Source organism: Stenotrophomonas sp. BIGb0135 (genome assembly GCF_024810105.1).
In the GTDB taxonomy this organism is placed as follows: domain Bacteria; phylum Pseudomonadota; class Gammaproteobacteria; order Xanthomonadales; family Xanthomonadaceae; genus Stenotrophomonas; species Stenotrophomonas maltophilia_AB.
Map to the genome: position 1 here is coordinate 188,986 of NZ_JANUDX010000001.1, position 25,664 is coordinate 214,649.

Here is a 25,664-nt window from a genome sequence, read left to right on the forward strand (position 1 = left end):
ACCTGGCCGCACGCCCGTTAGCCAACGGCGGCGTGCGGCTCCTCGATGTTGGCGATGAGAGCAATCACCATGAACACCACGACCCACACCCTTTCCCACTGGCGCAACCTGGGCATCATCGCCCACATCGACGCCGGCAAGACCACCCTCACCGAACGCCTGCTGTGGAAAACCGGCGAGATCCGCCGCGTCGGCGAAGTCCATGATGGCGCGGCCACCACCGACTTCTCGGCGATCGAACGCGAGCGCGGCATCACCATCGGCGCCGCGGCCGTGCAGGCGCATTGGGCGCCGCGCGGCGGCGAGGACCATCGGCTGACCCTGATCGATACCCCCGGGCACATCGATTTCGCGATCGAAGTGGAGCGCTCGCTGCGCGTGCTCGACGGCGCGGTCGCGGTGTTCTCCGCCGTCGATGGCGTACAGCCGCAGTCCGAGACCGTCTGGCACCAGGCCCGCCGGCATGGCGTGCCGCTGATCGCCTACGTCAACAAGATGGACCGCATCGGCGCCTCGTTCGAACGCGTGCTGGCCCAGTTGCAGGACAAGCTGCAGGCGCGTCCGTGGGCCGTGGGCTGGCCGCTTGGCGATGAAAACCACTTCCACGGCTGGGTCGATTTCATCGCCCGGCAGGTGGTGGAATGGGACGACGCCGGCAACCCGACCCGCAGCGACTGGACCGCCGAACAGCAGGCGCAGTGGCAGCCGCATCGCCTGCGCCTGATCGAGGCGGTCGCCGATCACGACGACACCCTGGCCGATGCCTGGCTGGCGGGCGCGGTGGTGGACGATGCCGCGCTGCGCGCCGCGCTGCGCCGGGCCACGCTGGCGGGCGCCGGCGTGCCGGTGCTGGCCGGCGCTGCGTTCAAGAGCAAGGGCATCGACACGCTGCTGGATGCGATCGTCGACTTCCTGCCGTCGCCGCTTGACCGTCCTGCGGTGGTGGCGACGCGTGGCGAGAGCGAGGTGCGGTTGCCGCCGGACCCGAACGGGCCGCTGGCCGCGCTGCTGTTCAAGATCACCCACCAGGCCCATGCCGCATTGAGTTTCGTGCGGGTGTACTCGGGCACCTTGAAGGTGGGCGACCAGGTGGCCAGCTCGCAGCACGCACAGGGCCGCCGCATCAGTCGGTTGGTGCGGGTGCAGGCCGACCAGACCCGCGACATCACCGAGGCGGTTGCCGGTGACATCGTGGCGGTGATCGGCTGGAAGGATGCGGTGAGCGGTGAAACGCTCAGCGCGCCATCTGCGCCGCTGCTGCTGGATACCATCCATGCCCAGCACGCGGTGCTGGCGTGGCGGCTGGGCGCGGAGAAGGCGTCCGACCTCATCCGGATGAGCCAGGGCCTGTCGAGCCTGGCGCAGGAAGACCCCTCGTTCCGCGTCGCTACCGATGCGGTGACCGGGGAAACCCTGATCTGGGGCATGGGCGAGCTGCACCTGGAGGTGATGGTCGAGCGCCTGCGCAGCGAGTGGAACGTGCCGGTCAAGGTGGGCGCGCCCCGCGTGGCCTACCAGGAAGCCCCGGCGCGGGCGGTGCAGGGCGTGGAAGGCAAGGTCGTCAAGCAGACCGGTGGCCAGGGCCAGTACGCCCGGGTGCTGGTGGATGTGACGCCCACCGGCGACGACGCGGTGCGCTTCATCGACCGCACGGTCGGTGGGGTCATCCCGAAGTCGTTCGTGGCGGCGGTGGAGAAGGGCGTGCGCGCGGCACTGGAAGAAGGGCCGCGTGGACATCCGGTGGTCGGGATCGAGGTGGTGCTGACCGACGGCCAGACCCACGCCAAGGACTCCTCGGAGATGGCCTTCCACCGGGCCGGCAGCGAGGCGCTCAAGGCGGCACTGGCCACGGCAGGCACCCGCCTGCTGGAACCGGTGATGGAAGTGGCCATCCATGCGCCGTCGGGCAATGTCGGCGACGTGGTGGGCGACCTCAACCGGCGCAGCGGGCGGGTGGCCTCGATCGAGGACCATGGCGCGCAGGTGGAGGTGGTGGGCTATGCGCCGCTGGCGCGGCTCGCCGGTTACACCACCGCGCTGCGCTCGCTCACCCAGGGAAGGGCGACCAGCGACATGCGCTTCAATGGCTATGAGGAAGTGCAGGCGGCTTGATGGGGGACGGCCGGCCGTGAGTCGGCATGGACATCACCCTCCGCTGATGAAGAAGATGAAGGGGGCCGGGAAACCGGCCCCTTTTTCGTGGGCATTTACGCCAAATGAACCAGGCGTCGCCGCGCCGCGCATTTCGTACTAGTTGCATTGGGTCCGGCACGCACATCCGGACAATGCGCCACAAAGGAGGTCGGGCGCGACATGCGATTGCGTGCGGTTTCCTCGCCCTTCGCCCGCCCGTGATACCCGGTTGCCGCTTTCGCAGGGCATCGCACCCCGCGATGTCTGCGTGGCGCGGCGCTGCTCTCCTTCTTCTGGATGCCTCCCATGAATGCTCCCTCCCTGCGTGGCAACACGTTGTGCCTGGCCGTCGCTGCCGCCCTTGCGGTATCCCTGGCGCCGATGGCGGCCGTCGCCGCCGAGACCGTGATCATTCGTGACGCCGAGCTGGAATTCATCCAGCCGGTTACCTACGGCCACGCGGAAATCTACGACTCCCGGGTGATCAATCACGCCAGTGGCAGCGGCGCTGGCCGCGAAGCCGTCCGAATTGATCGTGGCAACCTGCGGATGGAGCGCACCGAGGTGGTCACCCGCGGCGATGAAATGAGCGCGTTGTCGTACTACGGCGCCGAGTACTACAACAATGGCGTGGTCTATGACGCGGTGATCGTGGATTCGGATGTCCGTACCAGTGGCGACAAGGCGGTTGGACTGTTGTTCAGTTCGACAACGTTCGACAGCAGCACGGGTGCGTTGGACAAGGTCGGCCAGATCACGGTCCAGGGCAGCACCGTGAGTACGACCGGCGTGCAGTCCCACGCGATGGGGGTGGCCGGGGTCAATGCGGTGGACGTGACCGGCACGCAGTTCACGACGGCCGGGCAGGGCGCTGCGGGTGTCAGCATGATGGGCGGCATCCTCGCCATGCGCGACGGGTCCAGCGTGACGACCACCGGCGATGGCGCGCACGGTATCCATGCGCGTTCGATGCGCTGGAGCATCAGCGGCAGACCGGGCGTGGTTTACCGCGCCGACGTTACCCTGGCCGACACCACGGTGACCACCTTCGGCGCTGGCAGCGTCGGCATCCTGGCCGGCTACCAGGACAACGGCACGCCGGTCGGCATCGGCGCGCGGCTGCGCCTGCAGCACGCCGGCGTGAGGTCGGCGCAGAGTCACGCGGTGCAGTTCCTGCGCGGCCAGGACAACACGCTGGACCTTGGCGCCGGCAGCGTGCTGGATGGGGGCGATGCGGTGGTGTTTGCCGGCGAAGCCGATAGCATCAACCGCGTCACTGCCACCGATTCGTCGTTGATCGGCCGTGGCGCGCAGGCGCTGGTGGCCGACAACGGTGCGCGCCTGGGCGTTCAACTGGACAACAGCGACGTCCAGGTGGCGGGCGGCATGGGCCTGGCGCACGCGCGCAATGGCGCCGCCATCGACATCCACGCCACCGGCTCGCGCCTGCAGGGCAGCGTGCAGGCTGACGAAGGTGCGTCGCTGGCCGTGCAGCTGGACAGCAGCCGCTGGAATGCGTGGGGCCCGTCGCAACTGGACCAGCTCAGCCTGCGCAACGGCAGCGTGCTTGCGCTGGGTGCCGGCAGCGTCGGCGACCGCCTGATCGTGCGCGGTGATCTGCGGATCGAAGACAGCACCCTGGCGTTCGACAGCGCCCTGGGTGATGACGGCTCGCCGACCGATCATCTGTGGGTGAAGGGCGATACCGCCGGGCGTGGCGCGGTCGTGGTCAACAATGCAGGCGGCCGCGGCGGCCAGACCGTGGATGGCATCCAGCTGATCCGGGTGGATGGCGTGTCCGCTGCCGCGCTGACCCTCGCCGGCCGTGCCGTCGGTGGGCAGTACGAGTACTTCCTGTTCAAGGGCAGCCACAGCGATCCGGCTGACGGCCACTGGTACCTGCGCTCGGAACTGCAGCCGGAGACCGATCCGTGCGCGACCGATCCCACGGCGGATGGCTGCACCGCGCCGTCGCCGGACCCTTGCCTGGCTGACCCCGGCCTGCCGCAATGCATCGACGAGACGCTGGAACCGGAGCTGCGTCCGGAGCCGGAAACCGGTCCCGCACCGCAGCCCGTGCTTCGTCCGGAGCCCGGCGCTTACCTGGCCAACCAGCGCGCGGCAGTACAGATGTTCGCTTCGACGGCGCAGGATCGTGATGCGGCGCGCGGCGGCAGCGAGCGCGGCGCATGGGCGATGGTCAGCGGCAGTCGCGCCCGCTACGGTGCCGTTGCCGATCAATTGCATGTGCGCGGCGACAGCGTGGCGGTCCAGGTGGGCACGGATGTACTGGACTGGGGGCAGGTCGGTCGCGGCCAACTGGGGGTGATGGTGGGCAGCGGGCGCGCCACCAACACCAGTGCCTCGCGCCTGACCGGCTACCGCGCCCACGGTAAGGTCAGCGGCCAGGTCGTGGGCGTATACGGGCAGTGGCGGCAGGCCGCGGGCAGTGACCGTGGCCTGTACGCAGGCGCCGCGCTGCAGCACGCACGCTTCGACAACAGCGTGCAGGGCGATGCCTTGCGCAAAGAGCGCTACGACAGCCGCGGCACCGCGGCGTCGGTCGAGGTCGGGTACGCCTTCGCACTGGTCGACAGCGGCGCGCGCGCGCTGTACGTGCAGCCGCAGGTGCAACTGCGCCATACCGCCTTCGATGCCGACCCGCATACCGAAACCAACGGCACCGTGATCGATGGCGCGGAGGCCGATGGCCTGAGCAGCCGGGTGGGCGTGCGGGTGTTCGGTCATGCCAACACCGCCGGCCACCACCGCGTGCAGCCATACGTGGCGGTCGACTGGATCCGCGAAAGCGGCGACAACCGCCTGCGCTTCGATGGCGAGCGGGTGGCCGGTGGCGTGCCGCGCGACCGGGTTGAGGCGTCGGCCGGTGCGCAGGTGCGCCTGGGGTCGCGGTGGAGCGCATGGGGCGACGCGGGCTGGCAGCGCGGCGATGGGGGGTATCGGGAAGGGACTGCCTCGTTGGGGCTGCGCGCCGCCTGGTGAGCCGGCGCCACGGGTTCGCCCGGGTTGGCTGCAGCGTTCAGCTCGGCGGCGCCGGGCAGCCTGGCCCGCGGCCGGTCGGGTAAGCGGCGCTGGGCGCACAGGGATAGAATAGCCGGCTGCACCGTATTCGATCTTTGGAGCCGCTTGATGACCACCGCGCATTTCTACCCGATCGGCACCCCCGGCCAGCCCTGGGGTGACGCCGAGCGCGCGCAATGGCGGGCGGCACAGCAGCGCCAGCGCAGCTACCACGATGACGTGGTGGCCGCGCTCGAACGCCTCGGCGAACGCTTCGAGGTGGTCCAGTACGGCCAGCTCGACTACGCGCCCGATCACTACCCGTTGTTTGCCGTGGTCAACCAGGACTGGGATGCCACGCTGCCGACCGCGCTGGTCACCGGGGGCGTGCACGGCTATGAAACCAGCGGCGTGCATGGCGCGCTGCAGTTCCTCGACGAAAACGCCGAAGCCTACGCCGGCCGCATCAACCTCATCGTTGCGCCGTGCGTCAGCCCGTGGGGCTATGAGCGCATCCAGCGTTGGAATCCCGACGCGATCGATCCCAACCGCAGCTTCCGCGAGGGTGGCCTGATCGAAGAAGCACGTGCGTTGATGCAGTGGGTGGTCACGCGCGGCGACACCCTGCTGGTGCACCTGGACCTGCACGAAACCACCGACAGCGATCTGCACGAGTTCGACCCCGCGCGCTGCGCACGCGACGGCAAGGTTCTCGTGCCAGACATCATTCCCGATGGCTTCTACGTGATCGGCAACAGCGAAGACCCGCAGCCGGCCTTCCAGCAGGCGCTGATCGCAGCGGTGGAGAAGGTCACCCATATCGCCCCGGCCGATGCCAACGGCGAACTGATCGGCATGCCGCTGCAGTCCAAGGGCGTGGTCTGGGGCGAGTCGCGTTCGATCGGTGCCTGCGCCGGCTTCACCGATGCACGCTTTGCGACCACCACCGAGGTCTACCCGGACAGCCCGCGTACCACGCCGCAGGAATGCAACGACGCGCAAGTGGCGGCGGTGTGTGCCGGACTGGATTTCGCGCTGGCCCAGCGTTGAACGGCGCCTGACAGCGTACCCGGGCGATGACGGCGAGGCCGCTTCGTCCCGGCCTTTGCTGGGCGATCAGCGCTGCCTCCGTTCGAGGCGTTATGGCGGCCTCTTGATATCGCGTGCAGGGCCGGTACAGCGGTAGTTTCAGTAGATTTCTTGCATTTGCTCGGCGTGTGCTCTTCCCGTGCCAGCGGTTCTGAATCCATGACCACGCCCGGACAGTGGGCGACCACGCTCAGCCATGGCGGCACCCCATCTGCGGCCTCCGCGGTCAGCGCTGCCGTGCAACACATTCCTGCGCGGGAGGCTGGTTTTCGACGGCTGCAGATGCACGCAGCACTGCCAGACTGGCCAGACTGGGCAGACGATTGTCGGCTCGTTGTGCCATTTCGATCAGCAGGGCGCCCAGGACGGCGAGATCGGGGTCCAAGGCGCCTCGCTCACCGCCCCCTTCAGTACGGCATGCGCCGCCGTCCGTATCCGCTGATGCCAGATCCCGGGCTTGTCCTGTCCCCGGAGCGCATCCGCGGCGCGTAGCGCGCGCGTTGAGGGTGTAGAACCCCGGCACGATCGCCATCGGATGACTGACCGCAGCGGTGAATGACCCGTAGCGTCGCGTTACCACAGCACCTTGTGAAGCGTCGCGTGCCTCGCTGCGTCACCAAGGCGCAGCTTGCCGCGGCTTGGGCGGAGATCGCACGGGGCACATTGGCGCGGTCACAGAGATGGCTGAAATGCGCGTGATAGGGGGCGGTTCTTTCGGCCACGATCAGCTTGCCAGGCATGCAAGAACTAGTAAAACGCCGTAATGAACGCGTTTTTAATAGGACTTGCATAGCTGCATTGATGTCCTGAGTGGTCTCCTGTGCCCCGGCCGATCCGTGGTGCTTTGACGGGTCGTGCCAACTTCTATCGTTGCTCAAAGGACATGTATGAACTTCCGTAGCCAGACGCGCCTCAACACGGCTTCGCGCCAAGGTGGCTTCACCTTGATCGAACTGATGATCGTCGTCGCTATTATCGCCATCCTCGCCGCCATCGCGATGCCGCAGTATCAGAACTACGTGGCAAAGGCCAAGACGGGCGCCGCGCTGGCCGAGCTCTCGCCGGGCAAGATTGGTGTGGAGACGAGCGTGGGCGAGGGCGTTGCGGTGGCTGCTCCGGCGGCGCTGGGCCTGCCAGCATCCAGTGACACGTGCGCCACCATTGCGGCAACGTTCGCTGCTGATGGGGCGGGCAGCCTGGTATGCACCTTCAGGCCGGCATCGAAGATCAAGGCGTCGGATACGCTGACGGTCGCACGTGCTGCGGACGGCGCGTGGACCTGCACCAGCAGCGTCACCCCCGCCGAGCTGGTTCCGGTCAGCTGCCGCGGCACCCCCTGATCACCCCAGGCGCGTACGGCAGGATGCATTCCACATCCTGCCTCTCCCTGCCGATGACCCCGTGTCGGCCACAGCACAGGCAACCCACGCGACAGCGCAGCAAGGCCGCGCTGTCGCCGCCCAGTACCCATGACCTGCTTCCACCAGATTCCTTTCACGCCAGATCCGGGCGCCGCCGAACCGGTGTCCGCTCCGCTGGGGTTCGTGCACCGGCTGCGTCAGCGACTGGCTGCCGACAAGGTCCCGCAGCTTCACCTGCATTGCGCTGCTGTCATCCTGGAGGAGAACGCATTGTGCTGGCTGAACATCGAGCAGAACCTGGTGCTGGTGGCCGAGCCCGCAAGTATTGCCTTGAAGCAACTGGAGATTGCACTTGGCACGAAACCGGAACGGCTGAGCCTGGAGCCGTTCGCCCGCGAGGCATTTGACGTGCGTTCCAGGCACACCAGGACCACGCCGATGCGGCCGTTGTTGTGGCAGACCGGTTTGAACGTGCTGGACGGCAGCGCACCGATGCCACCATTGTCCGCGGATAGCTGCCTGCAATTGCGTCGATGGCCGGACTTTCGCGTGCTCACCCGTCGCCACGATGACTTCCGCATCTGTGCGCTGCTGATCAGGCGCGGGCTGACCGTGCAGCACGCGTGCGATGCCCTGAATCTTCCGCAGAACCAGGTGCAGGCGTTCTTCAACGCCGCCTATCTCAGTGGCTATGCCTTGCCTGTTCTTGCCACCGATGCGCCCACGATTCCGCCCAAGGCCGGGCGGCTGGCCACGCGATGGCGCGATGTACGGTCCCGCTGGAGCCAATAATCCATGCAGGAATACAAGATTGTGGTGCTTGGGCCGATGGGCGCCGGCAAATCCACGTTGGTCCAGGCCCTCGCGGGCGGGCGAGCCGTAAACACCGACGTGCGCAACAGCGACCCGGGCGCACAGAAGGCATTGACCACCGTGGCCATGGACTACGGCGATATTGCCCTCCCGGGTGGCGACCGGCTGCGTCTATATGGAACCCCGGGCCAACGGCGGTTCGCGTTCCTGTGGCCGATCCTGCTGGAGGGTGCCAGCGGTGCGATCGTGCTGGTGGATGCCACCAGCGAAGCCACACGCAACCTGGCGATCAGCCACCTCGAGGCCATTGCGGGCCATAGCCCCTCTCTGCCGGTGGTCATCGGTTTGACCAGGCAGGACAGCTTCTCCGTGTCGCAGCTAGGCGACTGCGGGCACTGGCTGCAATCGACCGCCCCCTCGCTACCTGCGATTCCCGTTGACCCGCGCAAACCGCAACAGGTGCTCACGCTGATGGATGTGCTGATGAGTCAGATCGAATGCCAGTCCCTGGTACACGCCCTTGACTGAAGCGATCCCACATCGCGCGTCGCATCCTGCGCTGGATCGCCATCTGACCACGTTGGTGGCCGATGTCACCGGCGTCCACGGCGCGGTGGTGGCCAGCATGGATGGCTTCGCACTGGCGCAGCGGGGCGGGCAGGCAGGCACCGTGGACCGCCTGGCCGCGATGACCAGTTCGATGCTCGCACTGGCCACCGCGCTGGGACGGGAGCTGGCGATCGGTGCGCTGGAAACGCTGATCCTGGATGCCGAACGCGGCAGCGTGCTGATGCTGGCCGTTCCCGGCGAACCGCCCAGCCTGCTGATGGTCGCCTGCGACGACGCGTACGTCATGGGCACCGTGCTGTGGCACGCCAGGCGGTGCGTGCGTGGCATCGCCACCGCAGCAACGTCCCCCGACTGACGGATCACACCGCCGAATCTTCCCCTTTTACAACCACTCAGAGAATCGAATGAACACTTCAATCAACAAATGCCTGGACACCCTGATGCAGATCAACGGCGCGCAGGCGGTGGCCCTGGTCGATTACGACAGCGGCATGCTGCTCGGCGAAGCGGGCTCGGGCGTGGACATGGAACTGGCCGCGGCCGGCAATACCGAAGTCCTGCGCGCCAAGATGAAGACTGCCGAAGCGCTCAAGCTCAACGACAGCATCGAAGACGTGCTGATCACCCTGGGCCGCGCGTATCACGTGCTGCGTCCGGTGGCCGCCAAGAAGGGCCTGTTCTTCTACGTCGTGCTGGACCGCCAGAAGTCCAACCTGGCGCTGGCCCGGCGCATGGTGCTGGACGTGGAAACCTCGCTGTCGCTGTAAACGGCGGTATTGCGCACGCGCAGCGCCGCGGCATTGGGGATGGAGGCTGTCCTGTCCGCCCGAAGGTGGGGCGGACAGGACATACCGGCGGTGGCGATCCATCGGTCGCTGCCCCGGCAACTGGTTTCGCTGGCAGCCTACAGAACATCCCCGTACGCGCAGCCCACCGTCACCCAGCCGGGCGAGTAACCCAGGTCCACCAGCACGCGCACGTTGCGGTTGTCGCTGAGCGGCTTGCGGTAGTCCATGCCCTTCCAGCCGTAGGTCGCTTCCATGGCGGCCTGGTCCGGGCGCGGCGCCATGCCGCCGATGCGGTCCACGATCGCCTTGCCGCGGGCAAGTTCCTGGCCCGGGGTGACCTTGAAGGCAAGCAGCATCTCGGTGGTGCTGGACAGGTGCACGAGGTCGGAGGTTTCACCCCAGGCGGTGACGGGCGCATCGCTCTTCCACAGGCTCAGGGCCGCATCACCGGAGGCGTCCGAGCCGGCGTGGGCGAAGTCCTGCACGTCCTCGGCGTTGATGCGGTCGGTGAACGCGGCGACCTCGGCGGCGGTGAGCTTGCATTCGAGCAGGCGCGACAGCGTGGATGCGGTGCTGTCCTGGGCGATGGCGGCCGCAGGCGCGAGCAGGCCGAGCAGGGCGCACAGGGTGGTGGTCTTGATGGACATGAAGCCTCGATGGGTTGGGTGTTCGTGCTGTGTGTGCCGGGCGCACGTTCCGTGTGAGCACGTCGCCGCGGCCGACGAATTCTGCCCGATTTCCCGCTGTTTTTGCATGCGTTGAAGGGCTGCGCTCGGGTGGCGTGAAGGTGCGATAAAGATCACATTTTGGATGTGTAGTATCATGGCGCGCTTGATCATTGCCTCGGGCCATTGCCCGTCTCTCGGTCATCCTTCCTGCAGCGCCGTGGAATTCCACGCGGCCGTCCGGGATCGCCTGTTGCCACCCCTCTTCGCGCATCGTGCCGCGTTCTTTCGGAGGCGGTTCTTTCCTGTGCCGTGCGCGGGACCTCGGGCGTGGTGATGGCCATGCTTACAGGAGAAAGCACCCATGCAGGACCGCCACGCCGCACATGCCCATTTCGGCTGGTTCAAACGCCGCCGCCAGGTACAGGTGGACGAAGTCACCGTGGTCGACCGGCCGATGCTGAAAAAAGCCGTGGGCGCCGCCGCGCTCGGCAACGCGATGGAGTGGTTCGATTTCGGCGTGTACGGCTATATCGCCGTTACCCTGGGGCAGGTGTTCTTTCCCTCCAGCAATCCCACCGCACAGCTGATCGCCACGTTCGCCACGTTTACCGTGGCCTTCCTGGTGCGGCCGATGGGCGGGGTGGTGTTCGGTCCGCTGGGCGACAAGTACGGACGACAGAAGGTGCTGGCCTTCACCATGATCCTGATGGCGCTGGGCACCTTCAGCATCGGGCTGATTCCCTCCTACGACCGCATTGGCCTATGGGCGCCGGCGTTGCTGCTGCTGGCGCGGCTGGTGCAGGGCTTTTCCACCGGCGGCGAATACGGCGGCGCGGCCACCTTCATCGCCGAGTACTCCACCGACCGCAACCGCGGGCTGATGGGCAGTTGGCTGGAGTTCGGCACGCTCGGCGGCTACATCGCCGGCGCCGGCACGGTGACTGCGCTGCACATGGCGCTGAGCAGCGCGCAGATGCTGGACTGGGGCTGGCGCATCCCGTTCCTGGTGGCGGGCCCGTTGGGGCTGCTCGGCCTGTACATGCGCATGAAGCTGGAGGAGACCCCGGCGTTCCGCGCCTACGCCGAAGAAGCCGAGAAGCGCGACCACGCGCGTCCCGGGCTGGGAGCGTTGTTCCGCGTGCACTGGCCGCAGCTGCTCAAGTGCGTGGGCCTGGTGCTGGTGTTCAACGTCACCGATTACATGCTGCTGACCTACATGCCCAGCTACCTGAGCGTGACCATGGGCTATGCCGAGAGCAAGGGGCTGCTGCTGATCATCATCGTGATGCTGGTGATGATGCCGCTCAACGTGGTCGGCGGGCTGTTCAGTGACAGGCTCGGCCGCCGCCCGATGATCATCGGCGCGTGCATCGCGCTGTTCGCCCTGGCCATCCCGTGCCTGAAGCTGATCGGCACCGGCAACGACTGGCTGATCTTCCTGGGGCTGATGCTGTTGGGGCTGGCCCTGGTGTGCTTCACCAGCTCGATGCCGTCCACGCTGCCGGCGCTGTTCTACACCCCGGTGCGCTACAGCGCGCTGTCCATCGCCTTCAACGTGTCGGTGTCGCTGTTCGGTGGCACCACGCCGCTGGTCACCGCGTGGCTGGTGGAGCGTACCGGCGACCCGCTGGTGCCGGCGTACTACCTGATGGGTGCGGCGGTGATCGGGGTGATCACCATGCTGTTCGTCAACGAGACCGCGCGCATGCCGCTGCGTGGCTCGCCGCCGGCGGTGGCCAGCGAGGCCGAGGCGCGTGCGCTGCTGCGCAGCGATGCGCCGATGACCGTGGACAGCGCCCAGCCCACGCTGCCTGAAGCGGCGGTGCCGGACGAGGCGCGGCCGGCGTAACCGGGGCGCCAGGCCGACAGGATGGCGGCGGTCGGCCACGCGCCCGCCGTTGGGGCATACTGGGCCCAATTCACCAGGAGCTGGACCATGACACGGATTGTGATGGGGCGCGTTCTGCTCCTGTTGGCTGCCTTGCCCGCCACCGGGACTGTGCTGGCCGGTGATCGGCCGACATTGGACGCCGCGCGGCGTGCCGTCGCGGCGACGCTCGATATGCTCCCGCCCGACGACATCGTGTTCGATTACCGTCCGGTCGAGATCCGGGTGGCCGACCTCGACGGCGCGGGCACCCGCGGCATCGTCTATACGTACACCGCGACCACGTCCGGCTCGACCGGCAGTCGACCCAACGAACTGGTGGTGATGACCGCGCTGCGACCCGGGGACCGGCGAGGACAGTCGCCGTATCCCGGCAACGTGCCATCGGATGACCGCTCGTTCGCGATCCTCCGCGAGGTGGGATACGCCGATGATGTGTCGGTGCATATCCCCGGCGAGCTCACCGGGCTCGAGGTGGTGGGTGGGGAGATTCGGGTGCGCTTCGAGAGTCGGCTTGATTCGCCCACCTGCCAACGCGCGGCCGTCACCGCCGGCGGTGAGCCGCGTGCCAGCGACTGCCCGCCACCGGGGCCGCACCTTTGGCGCTATCGCTGGACACCGGGGCAACTGACGCGCGTCGCGCGCGATTAGTCCGTCACCGTGGCCGGTGGTGCCGCAGGGTAGGGCGCGCCGATCAGGTTGGACGCGCGTCCGGAGCCGGTGCCCGATTCGAGGATCGGTGGGCCGCGATCCTGAATGCTCGCCAGCATTCGTCGGCGTCGTGAATCCGGTTTGCCCGATTTGAAACTAGTTGCATGGTGCACCGGATGGGCTGCCAGCATTCTGCACGCTCCTCTCCGACCCCCTCCCGTCCTGCGCGGGTGGCAAGCCTGTGCCCTCTCTACGTTTCCCTCTCCCCGTGCGCCTTCCGCCATCGGCGCGCCTGCGTCGCCTCGGCGCGCGCATCAGCGCGCTGGCGGCGGCGCTGGCGGCCTGCTCGCAAGGAATCGCATGGGCCGGCGGCAGCGGCGCGCCGATGGAGTTGGACTTCAATGCCGACTTCCTCATGGATGGGGCATCCGGTGCGGACCTGGAGCGCTTCCGGCACGGCAATCCCGTCGAGCCCGGGCATTACGACCTGGACGTGCATCTCAACGACGCGTTTCTCGGCCGGCACGGCATCACCTTCCATGCCGGTGCAGACCCGCTGCGTGCGCAGGCATGCCTGCCCCAGGCACTGCTGCGCGAAGGCGGCGTAAAAGCCGAGCACCTGGAAGAAGATGACGCCGGCTGCGTGCCCCTGACCCGCCGTGTGGAACACGCGCAGGCACACTTTGATACCCACGCGCTGCGCTTGAACCTGAGCGTGCCGCAGCAGGCCATGGACACCCAGGCGCGCGGCACCGTCAATCCCAGCCAGTGGGACCCCGGCGTGACCGCCGGCATGCTCGACTACGACGTCAACGCGCAGCGTACCGACCAGGGCGTCGCCGCGTACGCCGGCCTGTCCTTCGGCTTCAACCATGGCCCCTGGCGGCTGCGTCATCATGGCACCTGGCGATTGCACGAAGGCGACAGTGGCTATCAGGCGGGGCACACCTACCTGCAGCGCGACATCGTGCGCTGGCGCAGCCAGCTGCTGCTTGGGCAGTCGATGACCACCGGCGAGCTGTTCGACGGGATGGCCTTCACCGGCCTGCTGCTGTCCAGCGATGAGCAGATGCTGCCGGATGCCCTGCGTGGTTACGCGCCGGTGATCCGCGGCATGGCGCGCTCGGCCGCGACGGTCACCGTGCGCCAGGGCGGCTATGTGATCCACGAGATCCGCGTCGCGGCCGGGCCGTTCCTGATCGATGACTTGTACCCGTCCAATTACGGCGGCGACCTGGAGGTTGTGGTCACCGAAGCCGATGGCAGTGAGCAGCGCTTCACCGTGAACTTCGCCGCCGTGCCGCAGGCCCTGCGCCAGGGCGTATCGCGCTACAGCGTGGCGTCAGGGCGGCGGCGCACGTTTGGCACCCGCGACGGCCTGGCCGAGCCCGTGTTCGCACAGGGCACGTGGGGGCGCGGCATGAACAACTGGCTGACCCTGCTGGCCGGCGCGCAGGCGACGGAAGGCTATCAATCGCTGCTGACCGGCGCGGCGATCAACACCTCGATCGGCGCCTTCGGTGCCGATGTCACCCATTCGCAGGTCAGCCTGGACGGCCACGGTGCGCGCCGCGGCAACAGCGTCCGCGTGAACTACCAGCGCAACGTGGCCAGTACCGGGACCAATGTCGGCCTCGCCACCTACCGCTACAGCAGCCGCCATTTCGTGACCCTGGACGAGGCGATGCAGTGGCGCGCCCATCCCGGCGACGATTCCGGCCAGGCCATCCTGCAACGCGCCAAGCGCCGCATCCAACTGGATTTCTCACAGCGGCTGGGATCGCGTTCGTCCGCGTTCGTGCGTGCCAGCCATGTGAGCTACTGGAACGCCGCCCAGGCACAGACCGACTACCAGATCGGCGTCCAGAGCAGCTGGCGGCGGGTGAGCTGGAGCCTGAGCGCGATGCGGGTGCGTTCCAGTATCGGGCGCCGGGATGACCAGGTCCAGGCGCAGTTCGAACTGCCGCTGGGGCGTGCGGAACGGCCCGCCGCGGTCAGCGTGTCTCTGGCCCAGCAGCAGGGCGGCACCAGCCAGTACGTCAACATGAGCGGGCGCGCACCGGGTGCGCTGCCGGTGGATTACGGTGCAGGCGTCTCGCGCGCGGCCGATGGCAGCCAGGCCGCCAATGTGAGCGCCCAGCTGCAGACGCCGGTCGCCCGGCTCAGTGCCGGTTACATGTACAGCGAACACGACCAGCGGCTGGTGGGCGGTGCGTCCGGCGCGGTGGTCTGGCATCGCGGCGGCATCAACGTCGGGCCGTCGCTGGGCACTACCTTCGGCATCGTGCGCGTGGACGGCGGCAAGGGCGCACGCGTTGGTATCAACGGCTCGAAAGTCGGCCGCAACGGCTACGCGCTGCTGCCAGGGCTCAGCCCCTATCGTTGGAACGACGTCACCGTGGCCGCCGATGGACTCTCGCTGGACCTCAGCCTGCTGCAGAACAGCCGGCGCGTGGCACCGACGGCCGGGGCCGCGGTGGCGCTGGATTTCCAGACGCAGCAACAGCATGCCGCGTTCGCCTATGTCACCCATCCCGACGGCACTGCGCTGAGCCACTTCGGCAGCCAGGTGTACGACACGGAAGGCGCGGTTGTCGGCGTGGTCGGGCAGGGCGGCATTGTGCACCTGCACGCGCCGATCAATGGCTGGCTGACCGTTGGCACCGGTGCAACGGTGCACTGCGCCATGCAGTTCAGTCAGGCCGAGGTGCGCAGGGAGCGCGGTCAGCGCTGGGCCGAGTCGGTCTGCCACGACACGGACAGCGTTGCCGAAGATGACGCCGCGCCGCCCACCTCGCCTTCCACCGAGCAGGCCGCATTGCGGCCTGCACCGCTTCCCTCTACTTCTTCGACAGGTGCTCCATGACCATGACGCCTTCACGCGCAGCGCTCGCGTGCACCGCACTCCTCGCCCTGGCAGCCACTGCCGCACCGGCCGCGGCGCAGCAGCGCGCCACCGCGAACTTCGCCTTGACCGGCCAGATCGAGGCCGGCACGTGTGCCATTGGCGCAGTGAACCGCACCATGCCGACGGCATCGGCCAGCGACTTCCCGAACGCGGCGGCCACCGTGGGCGGTGCCGTGCCGAGTTTCGATACGTTCAATCTCGCCCTGACCGGTTGCAGCGGGGTGACCGGTGCCACGATCACCTTTGGCGCCACCGCCGATGCCGCGACCGGCCAGACCGATGCGTTCAAGAACAAGGCGGCGGCCAATGCCGCGCCCAACACCGGGGTGCTGCTGAAGGAAACCAACTGCACCACCGGCGCCACCGTCACCCCGGGCAAGACCTTGACCCGCACGTTTGCTACCGCCACCCACAACGTGCCGCTGTGCGCGCAGTACTACAAGCTCGCGGGCGGCTTGGTAAGCAAGGGCGCGATCAGCACCACCTTCACTCTGACCGTGACATTCCGCTGAGCCATGGCGACGATGCGTCCAACCCTGCTGCTGTTCGCCCTGGCCTTGCCGGTGGCTGCCGGGGCGCAGACCGGGCCCACCGCGAGCGTGGCGATGGGCGGGCAGATCGAGGCCGGCACCTGCGCCGCGAGCACGGTGGCCAGGAGCATGCCGGAGGTGGCCGCCAATGCCTTCTCGCAGAATGCCTCCGGCACGGCCGGGGTGCCGTCCAGCTATACGGCGTTCGCACTGGCGCTGACGCGCTGCGCCGGCGTGGTGGGGGCCTCCTTCGCGATGGGCACGGCGGCCGACGCCGAGCCGACCCATACCAACGCATTCCGCAACAAGGCGGTGGACGCGGCGCCGTTCACCTCGATCTGGCTGAAGGCCGGCACGTGCGCCTCGGGGACCACGATCACACCGGGCGGGACGATCTCGCGGGATTTCAACACGCCGGAGTACGACCTGGCGTTGTGCGCGCAGTACCACAAGCACCGCGGTGGCCTGGTGACCCAGGGCGCAATCAGCACCGATTTCACCGTGACGATTACCTACCGATGAGCACGTTGATGCGATCGCGTCTGCTTCTGACGGCAGTGCTGCTGGGCGGCCTGGCACCGGCCCGTGCCCAGAATGTCGGCACCGCCAATGTCACGTTGAATGGCAGCATCGGGCCGGGCACCTGCACGGTGGCGGCGGTCAATGAACGTTTTCCAACCGTCATGGCGAACACGTTCAACAGCAATCCCGCGAACGAGAACAGCAATTCCGCCAGCTGGCTTCCGTTCCATCTCACATTGACGGGGTGTGCCGGAGTGACCGGCGCAACGCTGGTGTTCGGGACAGCCGCAGATGCAGAGCCGTCCCGCGTGTCGATGTTCCGGAACAAGGCTACGGCGGATGCCGCACCGTACGCGGCCATCTGGCTGAGGCCCACCACCGATTGTGCCACCGGCGGAACCATCGCGCCCGCCGGAACGCGCAACGAAACCATCAGTGGTGCCACACACCAGGTTCCGCTATGCGCGCTCTACGTAAAACTCGCCGGAGGCGTCGTTACGCGCGGGACGATCAGCACGACCTTCACCGTCACCATCACGTACCGATGAGGATCAGCATGAACCTGTTTACTGTGCTGGGCCTGCTCACGCTGTTACTGCCGATGTCGGCAGTCGCACAGACCATCTCCACGGCGCGGATCGACCTCAACGGCACCGTGCAGGCCGGCACCTGCACCGCCGCGGCGGTGACCAAGAACATCCCTGTCGTCGGCGCCAACGTGTTTCCTCAATCGGCGAGCGCCACCGCTGGCGCGGTCGCCAGCTACACCAATTTCGACATCGCACTGACTGCCTGCGCCGGGGTCACCGGTGCGACGTTCCAGATCGGTGTGGCCGGCGATGCCAGCCCGCAACAGGCGAGCGTCTTCAGGAACAAGGCGACCAATGGGGCGCCCTTCACCGGGTACTGGATACGGGAAGGGGCGGGGTGCACCAGCGGGAACACCGTCGTGCCGGGTGCCTTCCTCAGCCGCAACTTCACCACCGCCACGTACAACCTGCCGCTATGTGCGCAGTACCACAAGAACGCCGGCGGCCTGGTCACCATGGGCCCGCTGTCCACCAGTTTCACCGTCACCATCACCTACCGATGAGGCCTTCCATGATGCGTTTCGCTGTCTGTACTTTCATTGTCCTGTCATCGCTCGGGCTGGCCCCGGCCCATGCCCAGAACATCAGCCTGACCGGCACCGTTCGCCCCGGTACGTGCACGGTGAACAACCCGTCCCACACGATGCCACCGGTCGGTGCCGAGAAGTTCCCGGCCACCGCCGGCGGCGGCGTGGTCGACAGCTACACCCCGTTTTCGCTGGAACTGACCGCGTGCAGCGGCGTGAAAGGCGCACGGTTGACCTTTGGTACGGCGGCCGACGCAGCGCCTGCGCCGGACGCCACCCGCTTCCGCAATACCTTGACCACCGGCGCAGCGCCTAATACGGGGATCTGGTTGCAGAGCGGCGCCTGTTCGGCGACCGGCATCACGGTGGCACCGGGCAGCACGCTCACCCGGGCGTTCAGCGGCACGCACACCGAAGCCCTGTGCGCGCAGTACAGCAAGGTCGGCAGCGGGGAAGTGACCGCCGGCGACATCGCCAGCACGTTCACCGTGACGGTCGATTACGAATGAAGCGCGCACCCGCCAGCGCATCAGGGCCGTGCCGCATCGGCATGGCGCTGTGCCTGATGGTCTCGCCGTGGGCGGCATCCGCTGGCGCGGTGGTGGACCTGTCTGGCAGCGTGCGCCCGGGCACATGTGATGTGCACGCCGAAGACCAGGCCAAGCGCGTGGAATTGCCGAAGGTGCAACTGCATGTGGTTGGCGCGGCCAATGGCGTGGTCCTGGCCACGGAGCTTGACTGGGAGTTTCGCCTGGTCAATTGCCGGGGGGTGCGGCGCGTATCGCTGGTCTTCGCCGGCCCACCCCATGCGCCGGGCCAGCCCCAGTACGCCAACACCGGCAGTGCCACCGGCGTGAGCCTGCACCTGGTCGATGACCGCACGGACGCGGTGATGCCCGCCGATGGCCACCACGCCAGCCTGACCGTCACCGGAAGTGCGGCGACTTATCACGGCCGCAGCTACTTCTACCGACACAACGGCACGCCCCTCCAGCACGGCAGCTTCAAGAGCGCCGGCACGGTGGTCGTGACCTACGACTGAGCCCCAGGGCGCCAGCCTGTCGCTTGAGCAGGCCGGACCAGCGCATGTTCTCAAGCCCACTGTAACAAGCCCACTGTAAAAGGAACCGCCCATGAAACCTTCCCTCACCCGCCTGCTGCTGGCCACGCTGCTGCTGCCGGGCCTGGCCTCGGCCAACACCATCGATTTCGACGGTGAACTGCTGACCAGCACCTGCACCATCGCCGCCGCCACCAAGATCGATGTGAAGTTCGGCAAGCTGGATGTGGCCGACCTCAGCGCGGCCGGCAAGGAAGCCGGTCGCAGCGCGATGCCGATTACTCTGGAGTGTCCCGGCACCACTCCCACCGGCACCGTCGCCGTCCGCTTCGAGAGCCTGACGCTTGGTGACAGCGTCACCGGCAACCTGCGCACCACGGCCGCCAGCAGCGCCACGAATGTGCAGATCGCCATCGACAACGCCGCAGGCACCCGCCAGGTGATCAACGGCCTGGCCACCGCGGACTCGTTCGTGCCGATCAAGACCGGCGCGGTGGTGCTGGACTACACCGCGGTGTATGTCGCCGTCGGCGGCCCGGCCGGTGCTGGTACCGCCAAATCCAACGCGACCTTCGTGGTGGCGTATCCCTGACCGCCTGTCGCAGCGGGGCCGCGCAAGCGTGCCCCGGTGCAGGGCAGCCCGGCGTCGCCGGGTCTACCGGAGTTACCTCATGCGCCTTTCTTCCCTTCGCCACCTGCTGGCCTGCGCCCTGCTGGCCGCCACGGGCATCGGCATGCTCCCCGCCGCGCACGCCGGCGTGGTCATCGTCGGCACGCGCATCATTTTCGATGCCAAAGACAAAGACCGCACCATCCAGCTCAACAACCAGGACGACGCCCCGGCCATGATCCAGGCCTGGATCGACGCCGGTGACGCAGACGCAAAGGCCAGCGAGATCCGGGTGCCGTTCGTGCTGACCCCGCCGCTGGCCCGGATCGAGCCGCGCCAGGGACAGTCGCTGCGTCTGCTGCACACCCCGCAGGGCATGCCTGGGCTGCCGGTGGACCGCGAGTCGGTGTTCTACTTCAACGTGCTGGAAATCCCGCCGCGGCGCGACGCCGGCCCGGACGAGAACCTGCTCCAGCTGGCGGTGCGCAGCCGGATCAAGCTGTTCTACCGGCCCGAGGGCCTGGAAGGCAAGTCGCGCGAGGCGCCCGCCCGCCTCACGTGGAAGCAGGGCAGGGATGCTGACGGAGCGTACCTGGAGGTACACAACCCAAGCCGCTATCACGTGTCGCTGGCCGCGGCCTCGGTGGGCGGGGCAAGCGCGAGCGAACCGGCGATGATCGCGCCCGGTGCAACCTCGCGAATGATATTGGACAAGGCCCCGTTGGCCGGCACTGCGGTGCAGTTCGACTGGATCGACGACTTCGGCGGGCATCTGCCTGCGACTGCGACGCTCACGCCATGAGTCGCGCGCCGGGGTGGCTGGTGATGGCCTTGCTCCCATGCACGTTCTCTGCCTGGGCGTGCAGGCCGGACAACGCAGGAACCCATGCCCAGACAATTGGACCGCAGGCAGGCAGCTCGCCGATCGGCGGCGTATGGGCGACCGGAGCGAACCGTACCTACAACACGCCGGCTGGCAACACCCCGTGCAGCAACAACGTGGTGTACTTCGCGATCGGCTACTCCTCGGGTTGGCGTTATGACACCGCTAGTGGCGAATGGTGGCACGTGAATACGCCGGCGTTGGGGCTCAAGCTGACCATCGGCCCGTTGACCGGCACTCAGCTTCCCGTCGTACAAGCCCGTGGCCAGATTACAACCAGAAACAACACTACTCTCTGGGTTACTACAAAGTTGACCCGGCGCGCAGGTGCGGGCTTTGGTCAAAGCCCGAACCCGCTTGAACTGTATATGTGGTCCGCGGCCGATGGAACCGCGTTCCCAGGTCCGGGTAAACGCTATGCCGTGTATACAACCACGGTGAATGGTTCCTTGAGTACCTGCACGGTCGCCAACGCGGCGCCACCGCTGGTCACGGCGCGCGCGGCATCGCTGCCGTCGGTCAACTCAACCACCAGCGCCAACGCTGGCTTCAGCATGCCGGTGACGTGCATCGACAATCCGTACAACGCCCGTGAGACGCCGTTGAGATTCACGCTGCGCGATGCCAACGCCACGGGCAATACCTCCAACCAGCTGACGACCATCGCCGCAGGCACCACCTCTGCCGGGGTCAGGCTGCAGCTGCTGCGCAAGGATGCGTCAGGTACCTACGTGCTGCAGAACATGGGCAGCAGTTGGGACCAATCGGCGCACCGCGGCACCGGTACCAGCGCGGTGGATCTGGCAGCGCGTTACATCCGTACCGGTGCGATCACGCCCGGCACGATCCGCAGCCAGGCCACCCTGACGATCGACTACCGCTGATGCGTGGCGTTGGCCGCTCAGTCCATGCCAGCGCGCCCTGGTTCGCGCCCGCCCTTTTTGACACTGTGAGATGCACCCATCATGAACTTCACTCCTTCAGGGGCCCTGCGCGGCGCGGCGTCGATCGTCGTCGTGGTGCTGGCCTTGCTCGTCACCAGCTCGGCCTTCGCCTGCCAGGGAACCAACCGGCAGTACCGTGAGTACACGGCACCCACGAATGTTGCGCTCCCCGCATTGGGAGGGCGCCTGAGCCTGACCACGGCCACCAACTTCAATTTTTCGGGGTGCCACCCGACCAATAACATTATCTACTTCTGGGTGTTCGGCTCGAACTACGATGCCGCAACCTCAGCCTTCTACGACTCGAGAAACGCGCCGGGCCTGGGGGTGAGGATTCGTTTCAATGGCACGCTGATCACCAGCGAGCGTTTCAAGATGTTGAACCCGCCTGCGTCTGGAAGCTGGCCGATCACCTATGAGGTGATCCGACGCAGCACGGCAAGCCTGGTGCAATCGGGGAGCGTGCCGCATGTTTTCGTGTCGATCTGCGGACACGCAGCAGTTGCTGGTAGCTTTGGCTGCCCGCTTGTGGAAGGCAACGACACCTTTATCAACCGGCTTTATTATCCCGCCCAGCCAGCAACGTGCCAGTTGAGCGACATCGCGCCGCGGCTGGCCGTCCTCCGCGCGGCCGATCTGCCCGCGGTAGGCAGCACGGCGGCAGGGAACGCAGGGTTTGCCGTGCCCATGACCTGCGCCAACGGCAACATGTCCAGCGTACCGATCCGCTTCACCTTGAAGGACGCGCAGGCGACCGGCAACACCTCCAACCAGCTCACGCCGATCCCGGGCAGCACCACCAGCGCCGGCGTGCGTCTGCAACTGCTGCGCAGGCCCGCGGGCGGCAGCTACGCGGTGCAGAACATGGGCGCAAGCTGGACCCAGACAAAGACCCCGACCGGCACGTTCCCAGCGCCCGATCTGGCGGTGCGTTACATCCGTACCGGCGCCATCTCCCCCGGCACGATAGGGAGCGCGGTGACACTGACGATGGACTACCCGTAGCCGTCGGAGCCACGTTCTGCTGCGTTTCGTAATCGTTGTAGGGACGTGCGGGCGGGTGTCGTGCAGGATGGGTCATCGGGCTTGGCGGCCGCACTCGCGCCGTCCTCACGATGATTCCACGCGATGCTGCCTGCGCCGCGGCTAACCTGACCTTCCCGACGAGACGTTGCTTCCCATGACCACAGCACTACATGATCTGGAGGCCCTTGAACCCATCGACATCGATGGGCTCAAGGCTCAGGGTGTGCCGCCGGTCGCCCAGTACCTGGTGGACCAGGAAAAATTCGTCCTGCTCGGTGGCAAGCGCGGTATCTATCGGCTGGCCGGCGCGGACAGGGCGTGCTACTTCACCAGCCTGGACCAGATCCGGTTGCATCTGCTCGGGCAGTCACTGACCCGGATGACCGTGGAACTGGCCTAGCGGCTCAGCGTCCGCCGAGCGGGAAGGACAGCTGCCCATGCAATGTCGACGACATCGTGCATCGGCGTACCGCGGCGGGGACGAAGAAGGGGGGCGCTGAGGATTGCAGGGTTGGTCAGTGCATCACCCACTGCGCAGTCACGGTGCCGGCCGGGACGACCGGCGCCGGGGCACCCGCACCGCAACATGCGGCGTCGCCGCGACGGTGCTAGGATCGATACCACCTGAATCGATCTAAATTCGACGCCATGACAAAGAAAGGGACGGTGCAGTGGTTGGGGCTCGCGGTAGGGGCGATGTTGGTGGCGGGCATGGCCACCGCCGCACCGGCCAAGGTCGGGGAGCGCGCTTACGCCGCTGTCGATCCCTTCATCGGCACCGGCGGGGAAGGGCATACCTATCCCGGCGCCACGGTCCCCTTTGGCATGGTGCAGCTCAGCCCGGATACGCGCATCCAGCCGCGCGAGAAGGCCTACGGCTGGGCCGCCGGTTACCGCTACGACGACAGCAGCATTGTCGGCTTCTCGCATACGCATTTCTCCGGCAGCGGCCATTCGGACCTGGGCGATGTGCTGGTGATGCCGTTCACCGGCGACCCCGGCCTGGACCGCGGCGATCCGGACACGCCGCGCAGCGGCTACGCCTCGCGTTTCCACCACGACAACGAAACGGCCGAGCCCGGCTACTACGCGGTCACCCTGGACGACTACAAGGTGCGCGCCGAACTCACCGCCAGCGCGCGCACGGGCGTGCATCGTTACACCTATCCGCGCGGCGAGAAGGCGCGCGTGCTGCTGGACCTGCGCACCAGCCTGTACGACTACCCGGGCAAGATTTCCTGGTCGCGGTTGCGCCTGCAGCCGGATGGCACGGTCACCGGCTTCCGCGAAACCCGCGGCTGGGCACCGGGGCGGCAGCTGTATTTCGCGATGCGTTTCTCGCGTCCGCTGACCGCGCATGCGCTGCACAACACCGAGACCGACATCGCCTACAAGGGCTTCCCGCCGCCGGGGCAGAACGATCCCGGCCAGCGCCCGCAGATCGAAGGGCGGCAACTGGTGGGCACGTTCGATTTTGGCGTGCTGGACGCCCCGCTGGTGGTCACCGTGGCGATCTCCTCGGTGAGCGAGGCCGGTGCCATCGCCAACCTCGACGCCGAGGCCAGGGACCAGAATTTCGACCGCGTCCGTGCCGAGGCAAAACAGCAATGGACCCAGGCGCTGTCGGCGGTGGAGATCGACGCGCCCGCGCATGACCGCCGCAGCGCCTACACCGCGCTGTACCACAGCATGCTCGGCCCGACGCTGTTCATGGATGCCGACGGCCAGTACCGCGGCTCGGACAATGCGGTCCACCAGGCCGAAGGCTATACGAACTACTCCACGTTCTCGCTGTGGGATACCTACCGGGCGCTGCATCCGCTGCTCACCCTGGTGCAGCCGGAAAAGCGCAACAGTGACTTCATCAATTCGCTGATCGCCCACCAGCAGCACAGCGCCTACGGCATGCTGCCGGTGTGGGCGTTCCACGGGCAGGAGACGTGGTGCATGATCGGCTACCACGCCGTGCCGGTGATCGCCGACGCCTACGTCAAGGGCATCCGCGGTTTCGATGCGGACAAGGCGCTGGACGCGATGGTCGCCACCGCCAACTACGGTCCCTACGATGGCATCGCGCAATACCGCGAGCTGGGCTGGGTGCCGATCGACGAGGAAGGCGAGGCCGCGAGCAAGACGCTCGAGTACGCTTTCGATGACTGGACCATCGCGCGCATGGCCGAAGCGATGGGCCGCAAGGACGTGCAGGCCACCTTCGATACGCGCGCCGGCAACTGGCGCCATGCCTTCGACGCGGGCACCGGTTTCATGCGTGCCCGCAAGCGCGATGGCAGCTTCCGCGAGCCGTTCGATCCGTCGGCCAGCGGGTACGGCACCGACTACACCGAAGGCAACGCGTGGCAGTACTCGTGGTACGTGCCGCAGGACGTGGCCGGGCTGGCCGCCGCACACGGTGGCAGCGACACGCTGCTGGCGCGCCTGGACCAGGTGTTCGATGCCAAGGTCGACCCGTCGATCTTCGAACACATGGAAGACATCACCGGCCTGATCGGCTGGTACGCGCACGGCAATGAGCCCAGCCACCACGTCGCCTACCTGTACGCCTACGCCGGCCAGCCGTGGCGCACCCAGGCCCGGCTGAAGCAGATCATGGACACCCAGTACGCCGACCGTCCCGACGGCCTGGCCGGCAACGACGACCTGGGCCAGATGTCGGCCTGGTACGTCTTCACCGCGCTGGGCTTCTACCCGGTCGCGCCGGGCAGTGGCGAATACATCATCGGCCGGCCGTTCCTGCCCAGGGCCACGCTGCACCTGCCCAACGGCAAGACCTTCACGGTCATCACCGAGGGCATGGGCAAGGGGCACGACTACGTCGGCACGGTCACCCTCAATGGGCAGCCGTTGCAGCGCACGTTCCTGCGCCATGCCGAGATCCTGGCCGGCGGCGAGCTGCGCTTCACCCTGCAGGCCGAGCCGAACCGGTCATGGCCGGGGCAGGGGGCCGAGGCGCCCTACTCGATGTCGCGCTGAGGCGGGCGTACCTTTGTCGGACCGGGGCTGGCCATCACGGGCCTGCCCCAGCGGCGGCCGTGGGGCGGGGGACATGGGTATTTATTCCCAA

General features: G+C 67.3%; 26 protein-coding genes. 23 read left to right on the top strand and 3 right to left on the bottom strand.

Features of this window, described 5'->3' with window-relative positions:
• Positions 1-69 precede the first annotated feature (69 nt).
• The 3 genes from fusA to M2421_RS00810 all read left to right on the top strand — a co-directional run bounded on the left by fusA (position 70) and on the right by M2421_RS00810 (position 6,204).
• Positions 70-2,112: an elongation factor G gene (gene fusA / locus M2421_RS00800; protein ID WP_259202618.1), complete on the top strand. Its 2,043-nt coding sequence runs from the start codon at positions 70-72 to the stop codon at positions 2,110-2,112.
• A 327-nt stretch (positions 2,113-2,439) separates the two neighbouring features.
• Complete coding sequence (locus tag M2421_RS00805; protein WP_259202621.1) at positions 2,440-5,136, top strand: autotransporter outer membrane beta-barrel domain-containing protein; 2,697 nt, start codon at positions 2,440-2,442, stop codon at positions 5,134-5,136.
• A gap of 147 nt (positions 5,137-5,283) precedes the next feature.
• Positions 5,284-6,204, top strand: coding sequence for a M14 family metallocarboxypeptidase (locus M2421_RS00810; protein WP_259202622.1), 921 nt, complete (start codon positions 5,284-5,286; stop codon positions 6,202-6,204).
• 265 nt (positions 6,205-6,469) lie between these two features.
• Here M2421_RS00810 and M2421_RS00815 read toward each other — a convergent pair whose 3' ends face one another.
• On the bottom strand, positions 6,470-6,628 hold the full coding sequence (locus M2421_RS00815) for a hypothetical protein (RefSeq protein ID WP_259202623.1): 159 nt from the start codon (positions 6,626-6,628) through the stop codon (positions 6,470-6,472).
• A gap of 502 nt (positions 6,629-7,130) precedes the next feature.
• Here M2421_RS00815 and M2421_RS00825 point away from each other — a divergent pair.
• The 5 genes from M2421_RS00825 (at position 7,131) to M2421_RS00845 (ending at position 9,754) form a co-directional block, all read left to right on the top strand.
• Positions 7,131-7,583 (top strand): pilin, encoded by a 453-nt coding sequence (locus M2421_RS00825; protein ID WP_310439078.1) that lies wholly within the window; start codon positions 7,131-7,133, stop codon positions 7,581-7,583.
• Between the two features lie 129 nt (positions 7,584-7,712).
• The gene (locus tag M2421_RS00830) at positions 7,713-8,396 is read left to right on the top strand and encodes a hypothetical protein (RefSeq protein ID WP_259202624.1); all 684 of its coding nucleotides are present in this window, start codon (positions 7,713-7,715) and stop codon (positions 8,394-8,396) included.
• 3 nt (positions 8,397-8,399) lie between these two features.
• Positions 8,400-8,945 carry an ATP/GTP-binding protein gene (locus tag M2421_RS00835; protein ID WP_259202625.1) on the top strand — a complete coding sequence of 182 codons (546 nt, stop codon included), beginning with the start codon at positions 8,400-8,402 and terminating at the stop codon, positions 8,943-8,945.
• Complete coding sequence (locus M2421_RS00840; protein ID WP_259202626.1) at positions 8,938-9,342, top strand: roadblock/LC7 domain-containing protein; 405 nt, start codon at positions 8,938-8,940, stop codon at positions 9,340-9,342. The genes M2421_RS00835 and M2421_RS00840 overlap by 8 nt, the downstream gene beginning before the upstream one ends.
• An 85-nt stretch (positions 9,343-9,427) precedes the next feature.
• Positions 9,428-9,754 (top strand): hypothetical protein, encoded by a 327-nt coding sequence (locus M2421_RS00845; RefSeq protein WP_259203518.1) that lies wholly within the window; start codon positions 9,428-9,430, stop codon positions 9,752-9,754.
• Positions 9,755-9,891: 137 nt separating this feature from the next.
• Here the strand turns inward: M2421_RS00845 and M2421_RS00850 are convergent, their stop codons facing one another.
• Positions 9,892-10,422: a hypothetical protein gene (locus M2421_RS00850; protein WP_259202627.1), complete on the bottom strand. Its 531-nt coding sequence runs from the start codon at positions 10,420-10,422 to the stop codon at positions 9,892-9,894.
• Positions 10,423-10,804: 382 nt separating this feature from the next.
• Between M2421_RS00850 and proP the strand changes: the two genes are divergently transcribed.
• On the top strand, positions 10,805-12,292 hold the full coding sequence (gene proP / locus M2421_RS00855) for a glycine betaine/L-proline transporter ProP (RefSeq protein ID WP_259202628.1): 1,488 nt from the start codon (positions 10,805-10,807) through the stop codon (positions 12,290-12,292).
• Positions 12,293-12,379: 87 nt separating this feature from the next.
• The gene (locus M2421_RS00860; RefSeq protein WP_259202629.1) at positions 12,380-12,982 is read left to right on the top strand and encodes a hypothetical protein; all 603 of its coding nucleotides are present in this window, start codon (positions 12,380-12,382) and stop codon (positions 12,980-12,982) included.
• Here the strand turns inward: M2421_RS00860 and M2421_RS00865 are convergent.
• Positions 12,979-13,173: a hypothetical protein gene (locus M2421_RS00865; RefSeq protein ID WP_259202630.1), complete on the bottom strand. Its 195-nt coding sequence runs from the start codon at positions 13,171-13,173 to the stop codon at positions 12,979-12,981. The two genes, M2421_RS00860 and M2421_RS00865, sit on opposite strands and share 4 nt — an antisense overlap.
• A gap of 77 nt (positions 13,174-13,250) precedes the next feature.
• On the opposite strand from M2421_RS00865, the gene M2421_RS00870 reads away from it, so the two are divergent.
• From M2421_RS00870 to M2421_RS00930, 13 genes are all read left to right on the top strand, one after another.
• The gene (locus tag M2421_RS00870; protein ID WP_259202631.1) at positions 13,251-15,848 is read left to right on the top strand and encodes a fimbria/pilus outer membrane usher protein; all 2,598 of its coding nucleotides are present in this window, start codon (positions 13,251-13,253) and stop codon (positions 15,846-15,848) included.
• Positions 15,849-15,850: 2 nt separating this feature from the next.
• Positions 15,851-16,402 carry a fimbrial protein gene (locus M2421_RS00875; protein ID WP_259202632.1) on the top strand — a complete coding sequence of 184 codons (552 nt, stop codon included), beginning with the start codon at positions 15,851-15,853 and terminating at the stop codon, positions 16,400-16,402.
• 12 nt (positions 16,403-16,414) lie between these two features.
• The gene (locus M2421_RS00880) at positions 16,415-16,942 is read left to right on the top strand and encodes a hypothetical protein (RefSeq protein WP_259202633.1); all 528 of its coding nucleotides are present in this window, start codon (positions 16,415-16,417) and stop codon (positions 16,940-16,942) included.
• Positions 16,939-17,490, top strand: a complete 552-nt coding sequence (locus M2421_RS00885; protein WP_259202634.1) for a fimbrial protein — start codon at positions 16,939-16,941, stop codon at positions 17,488-17,490. Before M2421_RS00880 ends, M2421_RS00885 begins: the two co-directional genes overlap by 4 nt.
• 8 nt (positions 17,491-17,498) lie before the next feature.
• The gene (locus M2421_RS00890) at positions 17,499-18,035 is read left to right on the top strand and encodes a hypothetical protein (protein WP_259202635.1); all 537 of its coding nucleotides are present in this window, start codon (positions 17,499-17,501) and stop codon (positions 18,033-18,035) included.
• Between the two features lie 8 nt (positions 18,036-18,043).
• A complete protein-coding gene (locus M2421_RS00895; protein WP_259202636.1) occupies positions 18,044-18,568 on the top strand; it encodes a fimbrial protein in 525 nt (174 codons plus the stop codon).
• Entirely contained in the window at positions 18,565-19,101 is a 537-nt protein-coding gene (locus tag M2421_RS00900) for a fimbrial protein (RefSeq protein WP_259202637.1), read from the top strand. Before M2421_RS00895 ends, M2421_RS00900 begins: the two co-directional genes overlap by 4 nt.
• Before the next feature lie 91 nt (positions 19,102-19,192).
• Entirely contained in the window at positions 19,193-19,711 is a 519-nt protein-coding gene (locus M2421_RS00905; protein WP_259202638.1) for a fimbrial protein, read from the top strand.
• A gap of 79 nt (positions 19,712-19,790) precedes the next feature.
• A complete protein-coding gene (locus M2421_RS00910; protein WP_259202639.1) occupies positions 19,791-20,531 on the top strand; it encodes a fimbria/pilus periplasmic chaperone in 741 nt (246 codons plus the stop codon).
• A complete protein-coding gene (locus M2421_RS00915) occupies positions 20,528-21,496 on the top strand; it encodes a fimbrial protein (protein ID WP_259202640.1) in 969 nt (322 codons plus the stop codon). Before M2421_RS00910 ends, M2421_RS00915 begins: the two co-directional genes overlap by 4 nt.
• A gap of 81 nt (positions 21,497-21,577) precedes the next feature.
• On the top strand, positions 21,578-22,561 hold the full coding sequence (locus M2421_RS00920) for a hypothetical protein (protein WP_259202641.1): 984 nt from the start codon (positions 21,578-21,580) through the stop codon (positions 22,559-22,561).
• A gap of 175 nt (positions 22,562-22,736) precedes the next feature.
• Entirely contained in the window at positions 22,737-22,982 is a 246-nt protein-coding gene (locus M2421_RS00925; RefSeq protein ID WP_259202643.1) for a hypothetical protein, read from the top strand.
• Between the two features lie 296 nt (positions 22,983-23,278).
• Entirely contained in the window at positions 23,279-25,573 is a 2,295-nt protein-coding gene (locus M2421_RS00930) for a GH92 family glycosyl hydrolase (protein ID WP_259203519.1), read from the top strand.
• Positions 25,574-25,664 lie beyond the last annotated feature (91 nt).